The organism is Streptomyces murinus (genome assembly GCF_002154555.1).
GTDB classification, from domain to species: domain Bacteria; phylum Actinomycetota; class Actinomycetes; order Streptomycetales; family Streptomycetaceae; genus Streptomyces; species Streptomyces murinus.
This window is the reverse complement of sequence record NZ_MUNF01000776.1, coordinates 1-10,717: the sequence shown is the minus strand read 5'-3', so window position 1 is coordinate 10,717 and position 10,717 is coordinate 1. Positions and strand designations below refer to the sequence as shown.

The window sequence follows — 10,717 nt, the reverse complement described above, 5'->3', positions numbered from 1 at the left end:
GCGCAGGGGGCGCACCCCGGCCCCCGCCGGGGTGCGCCCCCTGCGCCTCCTGGCGCATTCTTGCTGTGTGATCCACCCGGAGGCGGACAGGACGAGGTAGGGCCGATGGCGGGCAGCGGGGAGCGGGCGGTCCGTACTCGGGCCCGACTGGCCGCGCTGCTGGCGGACGCCTCCACCGCGGCGCTCCGCTCGGCGGGCGGCCGGGTGGCCGGCGTGTATCTGCGCGCCGACGGCCCGGGCGACGCGCCCGACTTCCTCCGTCTGGCCGTCCTCGCCGGTCTCCCCGGGCCCCTCTTCCGCCCCTGGTGGCGGGTGCACATGGACCGCCCCTTCCCCGTCTGCGACGCCTACCGGCTCGGGCTGCCCGTGGTGCTGCCGAACGCGACGGAGGCCGTGCGCCGGTATCCGCAGTTCGCGGCGGGGCTGCCGTTCCCCTTCGCCTCGGTGCACATGCCGGTGCCGGGCGGCGGCGGACCGCTCGGGGTCCTCGCGGTGCTGCGTCCCTCGGCCGGCGACGACGGGGACGAGCCGCTCGACCGGGAGCTGCTGGCGAGGCTCGCCGAGGGCCTGGGCACCGAGCTGCTCGCGCTCGCCGACGGGGACCGGGCCGCGATCGTCTGGGACGGGGAACCGCAGTGCGTACGGCCGCCCGCGGCCCGGCCCCCGCAAACGGCGGTCGGGCGCTTCACCTGGGACCCCGCCACCCACGCGGTCCGCGCGGACGACCGGCTGCACACCCTGCTCGGCCTGGCGGCGGGCGACTTCGCGGGGACGGACACCGCGCTCGCCGAGGCGCTCGCCCCGGCGGAGGCGTACCGGGTGCTGGCCGCGCTGCGCGACACCGCCGCCGGGAAGCCGCCGGGCGCGCCGCTGAGCCTGCGGGCGGCCGACGGCGTGTCCCGGCTGCTGGACCTGTGGCCCGCCGGGGACGGCGGGGCGCTGCCGTCCCCGGCGGACGGCGGCGGCGCGGTGGCGCGGGTCGGCGGGGTGGTGTTCGACCCCGGCCGGGCGGCCCTCGCCGACGGCGCCGCCGACCAGCTGCCGCAGGGCGTGTTCTGTCTGGACCGGCTGGGGACGGTCGGGTACGCCAACGCGGCCGCGGCTCGGTTCGCCGGGCGGGCGCGGGAGGCGCTGCTCGGGCGGACGCTGTGGGACGCGCTGCCCTGGCTGACCGGGCCGCCGTACGACGATCATCTGCGTGGCGCCCTGCTGTCCCCGGAGCCGGTGCACTTCCATGTGCGGCGGCCGGGCGGCACGGACGGCGGGTACGACGGGTTCGCGGTGTCGGTGTATCCCGGCGACGACCTGCTGACCTGCACGCTCGTCCCGGCCAGCCGGATGGAGGCGCCGGGCGGGCCCCGGCCGCCGGGGCCGGCGGTGGCGGCAGGTCCCTCGATGGCGGCGGCGTACCGGCCGATCGCGCTGGCCATCGCGCTGACCGACGCGGTGACGGCCCAGCAGGTGTCGGCGGTGGTGATGCAGGAGCTGCTGCCCGCGTTCGGCGGCCGCCGGCTGGCCATCTATCTGCTCCAGGAGCGGCATCTGCACCTGGCGTGGGAGTCGGGCTTCCCGCCGGGCTTCCTGGAGCCGTTCGACGGGGTGGCGCTCGACGCGCGGATCCCGGCCGTGGAGACCCTGGCCACCGGGCGCCCGCTGTTCTTCGAGTCGATGCGGCAGCTGGCCGAGACGTATCCGGGACTGCCGCTGGACGCCGAGGAGGGGTCCCGGGCGTTCCTGCCGCTGATCGCGTCCGGGCGGCCGGTCGGCTCCTGCGTCCTCGGCTTCGACGGGCCGCGCGGCTTCAGCGCGGAGGAACGCACGGTGCTCACCGCGCTCGCCGGGCTGATCGCGCACGCGATGGAGCGGGCCCGGCGCTACGACAGCGAGGCGGCCCTCGCCCGGGGCCTCCAGCAGGCCCTGCTGCCGAGCCGTCTCTCGGCGCATCCCCGGGTGGAGACGGCGGGCCGCTATCTGCCGGGCACCGAGGGGCTGGACGTGGGCGGCGACTGGTACGACGTGGTGGAGTCGGGGGACGGTCTCGCGCTGGTCATCGGGGATGTGCAGGGGCACGGGGTGCAGGCGGCGGCGACCATGGGCCAGCTGCGCAGCGCGGTACGGGCGTTCGCGCTGGGCGACCGGCCGCCCGACGAGGTGCTCAGCGGCACCAATCATCTGCTGATCGGCCTGGACCCGGGTCAGTTCGCGAGCTGCTGCTGTCTGCGCCTGGATCCGGCCACCGGGCTGACCCGGATAGCCCGGGCGGGCCATCCGCCGCCGCTGCTGCTCGCCCCGGGCGGCCGGGCCCGGCCGCTGGACATCCCCGGCGGTGTCGTCCTCGGGGTGGATCCGGGGGCGCGCTATCCGGTGACCGAGCTGATCCTCGAACCGGACGCGATCCTCGCGCTGTACACGGACGGGCTGGTGGAGCGGGCGGGCGCCGACATCGACGACGGGATCGCCGATCTGTGCCGGGCCCTGGACCGGGCGGGCGCGGCCGCCGGGCGGCGCGACGGCCTCACCCTGTCCGGGGTCGCCGACCGCCTCACCGCCGCCGCCCGGCACGCCGACGCCCGCCCCGACGACGTGGCCCTGCTCCTGGCGAGGAGGCTGCGCCATGGGTAGCCGGCCGGTCCGCCCGCGGTGGCTGCCGGCCGCCGGGCGGAAGTGGCGTGTCGAACGCCTGCGTCCCTTCCGCGCGCTCCTTCCCCGACGCCCGCTCCCCGGGGTGACGGTCTCGCCTGATGGCGTCGGGCAGTGTAGACATGGGCACATGGTGCGACTGCCCGGCCGGCCAGTGTCCCGGCCGCCCCGACCTTTCGGGCACCCGCGCGCACCACTGGCCCCGCCGCCGGACGGCCCCGGTGCGAACGGCGACCGGCCGGGGATGCTGTGGGCGGCGGTGACCGGACGCAGCGTCGCCGGTCAGGTGTTCGTGCTCCAGGTCGTGATCGTGCTGCTGCTGGTGGTCTCGGCGGTGGTGGCCCAGGTCCTCCAGGTGCGCCATGACAGCGACACCGAGGCCCGCAACCGCTCCCTCGCGGTGGCCCAGACGTTCGCCAACGCGCCCGGCACGGCCGCAGCGCTGCGCTCACCGGACCCGACGGCGATCCTCCAGCCGAAGGCCGAGGCCGCCCGCAAGGCGACCGGCGTGGACTTCATCGTGGTGATGAACACCCAGGGGATTCGCTACACCCATCCCCATCCCGACCGCATAGGCAAGAAGTTCGTCGGCACCATCGGCCCGGCCGTGGCCGGCGGCACGGTCGTGGAGAAGGTCAACGGCACGCTCGGCCCGCTGGTGCAGAGCGTGGTCCCGGTCAAGGACGCGAACGGCACCGTGGTGGGGCTGGTGTCGGCCGGTATCACCACCGCGCATGTGGGCGGGACCGCCGATCAGCAGCTGCCCCTGCTGCTCGCCGCCGCCGCGGCGGCGCTCGCGCTGGCCACCGCGGGCACCGCGCTGGTCAGCAGACGGCTGCTGCGCCAGACGCACGGCCTCGGGCCGTACGAGATGACCCGGATGTACGAGCACCATGACGCGGTGTTGCACGCGGTCCGCGAGGGTGTGCTGATCGTCGGCCGCGACGGGCGGCTGCTGCTCGCCAACGACGAGGCGCAGCGCCTGCTCGACCTGCCCAGGAACGCCGAGCGCCGGCATGTCCTGGAGCTGGGCCTGGACGACGACACGGCGCGGCTGCTGGCCTCGGGGCGGGTGGCGACGGACGAGGTGCACCTGGTCAAGGACCGCCTCCTGGCGATCAACCAGCGGCCCACCGAACTGCGCGGCGGCCCGGCCGGCAGCGTCACCACGCTGCGCGACTCCACCGAGCTGCGGGCGGTATCCGGGCGGGCCGAGGTGGCCCGGGAGCGGCTGAACATGCTGTACGACGCCGGGGTGGGCATCGGCACCAGCCTGGATGTCACCCGTACCGCCGAGGAACTCGCGGAGCTGGCGGTGCCCCGGTTCGCGGACTTCACGACCGTGGACCTGTTCGAACCGGTGCTGCACGGAGAGGAGCCGCGGCCCGGGAGCGATCTGCGGCGGGTGGCCTGTGTGGGCATCCGCAAGGACTCCCCGCTGTATCCGGTGGACCACCGGATCCGGTTCGTCGCGACCTCGCCGCAGGCCCACAGCCTGACCACCGGGCAGTCGGTGGTGGAGCCGCGGCTGCGGGACGCGCCGGGCTGGCGGGCGCAGGAGCCGGAGCGCACGGACAAGGTGGTGGAGTACGGCATCCACTCGCTGATCACCGTGCCGCTGCGCGCGGGCAGCCTGGTGCTGGGGGTGGCGAACTTCTGGCGGGCGGAGAAGCCGCAGCCGTTCGACACCGAGGAGCTGGCGCTGGCCGAGGAGCTGGTGGCGCGGGCCGCGGTGTCCATCGACAACGCCCGCCGGTACACGCGCGAGCACAGCATGGCGGTGACCCTCCAGCGCAGCCTGCTGCCGCGGACGCTGCCCGAGCAGGGCGCGCTGGAGATCGCGTACCGGTATCTGCCGGCGCAGTCCGGGGTGGGCGGCGACTGGTTCGACGTACTGCCGCTGTCCGGGGCCCGGGTGGCGCTCGTGGTGGGCGACGTGGTGGGGCACGGGCTGCACGCGGCGGCGACCATGGGGCGGCTGCGCACGGCCGTGCACAACTTCTCCGCGCTGGACCTGCCTCCCGATGAACTGCTCGGTCTGCTGGACGAGCTGGTGGGCCGGATCGACCAGGACGAGAACCCGGACGAGGGCGCCGCGGTGACCGGCGCGACCTGTCTGTACGCGGTGTACGACCCGGTGTCGCGGCGCTGCACCATGGCCCGCGCGGGGCATCCGCCGCCCGCACTGGTGCATCCCGACGGGCGGGTGGAGTTCCCGGAGATGCCGGCCGGGCCGCCGCTGGGCCTGGGCGGGCTGCCGTTCGAGACGGTCGATCTGGAGCTGGGCGAGGGCAGCAGGCTGGTGCTGTACACGGACGGCCTGGTGGAGGACCGGGAGCGGGACATCGACGTCGGTCTTGAGCTGCTGGGCGACGCCCTGCGCCGGACGCCGGACAGCTCCCCGGAGACGACCTGCCGTACCGTGCTGGAGGGGATGCCGGGCCGGCCGAGCGACGATGTGGCGCTGATCGTGGCCCGGACCCGGGTGCTGGGTACGGACCAGGTGGCCGAGTGGGAGGTGCCGTCCGATCCGGCGGCCGTCTCCGAGGTGCGCGCCGCGGTGACCCGGGCGCTGGAAGCGTGGGGCCTTGAGGAACTGGCGTTCACGACCGAGCTGATCCTCAGCGAGCTGGTCACCAACGCCATCCGCTACGGGCGGCCCCCGATCGGGGTACGGCTGCTGCGCGACCGCACCCTGATCTGCGAGGTCTCCGACCGCAGCACGACCTCCCCGCATCTGCGCTACGCGGCGAGCACCGACGAGGGCGGCCGGGGCCTGTTCCTGGTGGCACAGGTCGCCGACCGCTGGGGGACCCGCTACACGCCGAACGGCAAGATCATCTGGGCGGAGCAGCCACTGCCGTAGGGGCTGCTCCGCCCGGACCCTGCCGTTCGGCGCGCCGGTCAGCCGGCGGTGGGGCGCGCCGGGCATCCGGCGGTGGGGCGCCGGACAGTCGGCGGTGGGGTACCGGTCAGTCGGCGGTGGGGGCGCCGGGGACGCGGCGCTCGCCGCCGTTGTGGCGCCGCCACATCCGGTAGACCTCCACCGCGTCGTCGCGCGGCTCGTGCCGCATCGGGAGTCGGCGCTCGTCCCAGTTCTTGCCGAACTCCGCGTAGAAGGTGTCCAGTTCGAAGTACTTGCGGTCGTCGACGTAGTACGGCTCGTAGGCGTCGCGGGTGGTGAGGAAGACGACCTCGTCCGGCGAGCAGTAGTAGAGCGAGCCCAGGCACATCGGGCAGGGGTGGGCGAGGACGTAGATGGTCGTCCCGGTCAGGTGCTCGGTGCCCAGCTGCACACAGGCCTCGCGGATGGCGAGGATCTCCGCGTGCGCGGTGGGGTCGTTGGTCTGGGCGACCCGGTTGGGGCTCTCGGCGAGGATCTCGCCGTCCTTGACGATGACGGTCGCGAACGGGCGGCCGCCCTCGGCGACATTGTGGCGGGCGAGGTCGATGGTGCGCCGGACGAAGTCCATGCTGTCCTCCTGAGAGGTGGGGGTGGGGCGGCTCAGAAGGGCTTGGTCGGCAGGTACTTGCCGTCCAGGGTGATGACGGCGCGCTCGCCGCCCTCGGGGTCGGCGACCTTCTTGACGTCGAGCCTGAAGTTGATCGCGGAGATGATGCCGTCGCCGAACTCCTCGTGGACCAGGGCCTTGAGGGTGGTGCCGTAGACCTGGAGCATCTCGTAGAAGCGGTAGATCGTCGGGTCGGTGGGGATCGCGCCGGGGATCGAGCCGCGGGTGGGGACGGTGGTCAGCAGCAGCGCGGCGTCCGCGTCGAGGCCGAGCAGGTCGGCGACGGCCTTGGCGGCGTCCTGGGGCAGGGCGTGCTGGCCGAGGACGGCGGCGGTGGTGAAGGCGACCGAGAGGCCGGAGGCGTCGGCGATCTGCTGCCAGGAGAGGTCCTTGCGCGTCTTGGCCTCGACGGCGGCGGCGGCCAGGAGCTGGCGGGCGGTGGGGTCGAACTGGGCGTGGATCATGGGTGGTCGTTCCTCACTGCGTGGATGGGGTGGGTACCGGACCGCCCGGGCGGGCCGGTCCGGGGGTCGGTGGTCAGGCCGCGAGCGGGGCGGCGGCCGTCAGGTCCTCGACGCGGCCGGTGGCGATGTCGAAGACCCAGCCGCGCACCGTGACCTGCTGCCGCGCGAGGGCGCGGGCGACGGAGGGGTGGGTGGCCAGGTTCGCCAGCTGGGCCAGCACGTTCTGCCGTACCAGCGCGGGCACGTCCGCGGTGCCCGGGGTGCGGGCCACCGAGGCGTCGGCGAGCCGCAGCCAGTCGGCGACCGCGGGGGCGCCGCTGAGGTCGTGACCGTGGGCCAGCGCGGTCATCGCGCCGCACGCGGAGTGCCCGCAGACCACGATGTCCCGTACGCCGAGCGTGCCGACGGCGTACTCGATGCTCGCCGCGACCCCGTCGGCGCCCGGGGTGCGGGCGGGGACGAGATTGCCGGCGGTGCGGATGACGAACAGCTCGCCGGGCTCACAGCCGGTGATCAGCTCGGGCACGACGCGGGCGTCGGAGCAGCCGATGAACAGCGTGTGCGGCGTGTGCTGCGCGGCCAGCCGGCTGAACAGCTCCCGCTTGGCGGGGAAGACGTCCTGCTGGAAGCGCGCGACGCCGTGGGCGAGGTCATGCATGGGGTCACTCCCTTTCGTGGCGCCCGGCCCGTGGGGCCCGGCGAGATCCACCATGCATGACCTCGGGCTATAGCGTCCAAGACGTGCTGGACATAGAAGCTATTGATGCCATCTATAGGCGTCTATAGTCGTCGTCATGGCCCTGGAACTGCGTCATCTGCGCTATCTGCTCGCCGTGGCCGAGCACGGCAACTTCACCCGTGCCGCCGAGGAGCTGCACATCTCCCAGCCCACGCTGTCCCAGCAGATCAAGCAGCTCGAACGGACCCTCGGCAGCCAGCTGCTCGACCGCACCGGGCGCACCGTGCGCCTCACCGACGCGGGCGAGGCGTACGCCCATCACGCGCGGGGCGCGCTGCACCAGCTGGCCGCCGCCGAGCGCGCCGTCCACGATGTGCGGGACCTGACGCGCGGGCGGCTGCGGCTGGCGGTCACGCCCACGTTCACGGCCTATCTCGTCGGCCCGCTCACCGCCGAGCTGCACGGCCGCCACCCCGGCATCACCCTGACCGTGCGGGAGACCACCCAGGACCGGATCGAAACGGGGCTGCTGGCCGACGAGTTCGACCTCGGCATCGCCTTCCGCGGCACCCATCTGCCGGGTATCACCGCGACCGCCCTGTTCAGCGAGACGCTCACCCTGGTCACCGGTGACTCCGATAACTCCGCTGCCACCGGCGCCCGTTCGGCCGCACTCCCGGTACGGGACCTCGCCGACCGCCAACTTGCGCTGCTCAGCGGTGACTTCGCCACCCGCGGTCATATCGACGCGTATCTGGAGCGGCACGGCGTCAGTCCGCGCATCGCGGTGGAGGCCAACTCCATCCAGGCCCTGACCGAGGTCGTGCAGCGCACCTCCCTGGCCACCGTCCTGCCGGACGCGATCACCCATGACCATCCGCGGCTCGCCCCCATGCCGCTCGAACCGGCCCTGCCGACCCGTACGGTCACCCTCCTCGCCCGCGCCGACGCCTACCGCAGCGCCGCGGCCCTCGCTTTCACCCGCCTCACCCACGAACTGGTGCACAGCCGCGGGTACACGGCCCCCGCCCGGGACGGGTCAGCCGAGGGCGCGGTCGAGGTTGAAGGCGGCGCTGATCAGTGAGAGATGGGTGAACGCCTGGGGGAAGTTGCCCTGTTGCTCGCCGGTGCGGCCGATCTCCTCGGCGTACAGGCCGAGATGGTTGGCGTAGGTGAGCATCTTCTCGAAGGCGAGGCGGGCCTCGTCCACCCGGCCGGCCCGCACCAGCGCCTCGACGTACCAGAACGAGCAGATGGAGAAGGTGCCTTCGTCGCCGCGCAGCCCGTCGGGGCTGACGCGCGGGTCGTAGCGGTAGACCAGCGAGTCGGAGACGAGTTCCTCGGTGAGGGCGTCCAGGGTGGACAGCCACTTGGGGTCGGTGGGGGCGATGAACTTGGCGAGCGGCATCATCAGCACGGAGGCGTCCAGCACATCGCCGTCCTCGTGCTGCACGAAGGCGTGCCGCCGCTCCGACCAGCCCCGGTCCATGATCCGCCGGTAGATCGCGTCCCGGGTCTGCCGCCAGCGCAGCAGCTCGGCGGGCAGCCCGCGCCGGTTGGCGAGCCGGATGGCGCGTTCCACCGCGACCCAGCACATCAGCCGTGAGTACAGGAAGTTCTTGCGGCCGCCCCGGGTCTCCCACACGCCCTCGTCGGGCTGGTCCCAGTGTTCGCAGACCCATTCGACCAGCTGGGTCACGTCGTCCCACTGGGCGCTGGAGATGGGCTGGGCCCATTTGTCGAACAGGTAGACGGAGTCGATCAGGGCGCCGTAGATGTCGAGCTGGAGCTGGTCGGCGGCGGCGTTGCCGACCCGGACCGGGGCCGAGCCCTGGTGGCCCTCCAGATGGGGCAGCTCGCGCTCGGGCAGGTCGGTGCGGCCGTCGATGCCGTACATGATCTGGAGCGGGCCGGAGGCGGCGCCGTCGCCGGGGCTGATGTGGGTGGTGAGGAAGCGCATGAAGGCCTCGGCCTCGCCGCTGAAGCCGAGCCGCAGCAGCGCGTACACGGCGAAGGCCGCGTCGCGCACCCAGACGTACCGGTAGTCCCAGTTGCGCTCGCCGCCGAACTGCTCGGGCAGGCTGGTGGTGGGGGCGGCGACGATGGCTCCGGTGGGGGCGTAGGTGAGCAGCTTGAGGGTCAGGGCGGAGCGGTGCACCATCTCGCGCCAGCGGCCCCGGTAGCGGGACTGCTGGAGCCAGCGCCGCCAGTAGGCGACGGTCGCGTTGAACTCGTGCTCGGCCTCGGCGTGGGCGCAGCCGCGCGGGGCGATGGCGCTGCCGGCCTGGTCGAGGGCGAACACCGCCGTCTCGCCCTCCCCGAGTTTGAACTCGGCGCACGCGTCGCGGCCGTCGCACTCCATGGCCACGGTCGCGGTGAGCGCGAGCGCCAGGTCCGGCGACTCGAACAGCAGCGTGCCGTCCATGTCGCGGACGGTGTGCGGAGCCGCGCCGTAGTCGAAGCGGGGGGCGACCAGCGCGCGGAAGGGCACATGGCCGCGTACGCACACCACCCGCCGGATCAGCCGGTGCCGCACCGTGTCGCAGGGCTGTCCGGTATCGGCGGTGACCGGCATGAAGTCCTGCACCTCGCCGACGCCCTCCTCGGTGAAGAAGCGGGTGATCAGCACATTGGTGTCGGGGAAGTAGAACTGCTTGGTGCGGGCCGGGACGGCGGCGGCCAGCTCGAAGCAGCCGCCGCGCTCGGCGTCCAAAACGGCCGCGAAGACGCTGGGCGAGTCGAAGGACGGCGAGCAGTACCAGTCGATGGTGCCGTTGCTGCCGACCAGGGCGACGCTGCGCAGGTCGCCGATCAGGCCGTGCTCGGCGATGGGCAGGTAGTGGGGGCTCGCGGAGGTGTCCGCGGCGAACGGCGTCTGGCTCATCGGCGGCCTCCCGGTGCGGGTGCGCGAACTCGTCCCGCGTTGCCTCCAGCTTAGGAGCGAGTGAGGCGCGGTGGAGTGGGCAGGCGCTTCTCACCCGTCACCGGCGCGCCCTCCGGATGCAGGGTGCGCCGCGGCGGGCAATGGTGAGAGTGTGCCCCGTTCGGCGGCACCGGCACGGATGCGGTCATCCGGACCGAGGAGGAGGCAACACATGTCGACATCCGCAACTGGAGGGTCCCGGTCGCCCAACGACCACTGCACCCCGGACTCCCTGCTCCACTCGGCTCCCCAGCAGGACGTCACCCCGGAGGACCTGGTGATGGCGGCCGGGCGGGACGTCACCCCGAAGACGCTCGACTGGGCGCGCCGCAAGCTGGAGACGGAGGGTCCGTCGGCGATCGAGAAGCTTCTTCCCTGACGGGGGTGAACGGGGGGCAAACGGGGGGCCAGGGCGGGCGGCGCGGATGGGCGCCGCCCGCCCTGGCCCGGTCCGTGCGCGGAGCGGTACGCGGTCAGGTACGGGACACCGGCCGGATCC

At 73.7% G+C, this 10,717-nt stretch carries 8 protein-coding genes; 4 read left to right on the top strand and 4 right to left on the bottom strand.

Features of this window, described 5'->3' with window-relative positions; genetic code table 11:
• The first annotated feature begins 105 nt into the window (after window positions 1-105).
• Both CCN72_RS34840 and CCN72_RS34835 read left to right on the top strand, forming a co-directional pair.
• A complete protein-coding gene (locus CCN72_RS34840; RefSeq protein WP_086812360.1) occupies window positions 106-2,622 on the top strand; it encodes a SpoIIE family protein phosphatase in 2,517 nt (838 codons plus the stop codon).
• A 262-nt stretch (window positions 2,623-2,884) separates the two neighbouring features.
• Window positions 2,885-5,506, top strand: coding sequence for a SpoIIE family protein phosphatase (locus tag CCN72_RS34835; protein ID WP_086812358.1), 2,622 nt, complete (start codon window positions 2,885-2,887; stop codon window positions 5,504-5,506).
• Window positions 5,507-5,612: 106 nt separating this feature from the next.
• On the opposite strand, the gene CCN72_RS34830 is transcribed toward CCN72_RS34835, so the two are convergent.
• The 3 genes from CCN72_RS34830 to CCN72_RS34820 all read right to left on the bottom strand — a co-directional run bounded on the left by CCN72_RS34830 (window position 5,613) and on the right by CCN72_RS34820 (window position 7,274).
• Window positions 5,613-6,113 (bottom strand): nucleoside deaminase, encoded by a 501-nt coding sequence (locus CCN72_RS34830; RefSeq protein ID WP_086812356.1) that lies wholly within the window; start codon window positions 6,111-6,113, stop codon window positions 5,613-5,615.
• Between the two features lie 32 nt (window positions 6,114-6,145).
• Window positions 6,146-6,616 carry a cyanase gene (cynS, locus tag CCN72_RS34825; RefSeq protein WP_086812354.1) on the bottom strand — a complete coding sequence of 157 codons (471 nt, stop codon included), beginning with the start codon at window positions 6,614-6,616 and terminating at the stop codon, window positions 6,146-6,148.
• A 73-nt stretch (window positions 6,617-6,689) separates the two neighbouring features.
• Entirely contained in the window at window positions 6,690-7,274 is a 585-nt protein-coding gene (locus CCN72_RS34820) for a carbonic anhydrase (RefSeq protein WP_086812352.1), read from the bottom strand.
• 136 nt (window positions 7,275-7,410) lie between these two features.
• Here CCN72_RS34820 and cynR point away from each other — a divergent pair, with 136 nt between their 5' ends.
• Window positions 7,411-8,379, top strand: a complete 969-nt coding sequence (gene cynR, locus CCN72_RS34815; RefSeq protein ID WP_086812350.1) for a transcriptional regulator CynR — start codon at window positions 7,411-7,413, stop codon at window positions 8,377-8,379.
• Here cynR and CCN72_RS34810 read toward each other — a convergent pair.
• On the bottom strand, window positions 8,335-10,179 hold the full coding sequence (locus tag CCN72_RS34810) for a glycoside hydrolase family 15 protein (protein WP_086812349.1): 1,845 nt from the start codon (window positions 10,177-10,179) through the stop codon (window positions 8,335-8,337). The genes cynR and CCN72_RS34810 overlap by 45 nt on opposite strands.
• A 211-nt stretch (window positions 10,180-10,390) precedes the next feature.
• Between CCN72_RS34810 and CCN72_RS34805 the strand changes: the two genes are divergently transcribed.
• Window positions 10,391-10,597: a hypothetical protein gene (locus tag CCN72_RS34805; RefSeq protein WP_086812347.1), complete on the top strand. Its 207-nt coding sequence runs from the start codon at window positions 10,391-10,393 to the stop codon at window positions 10,595-10,597.
• Window positions 10,598-10,717: the final 120 nt, after the last annotated feature.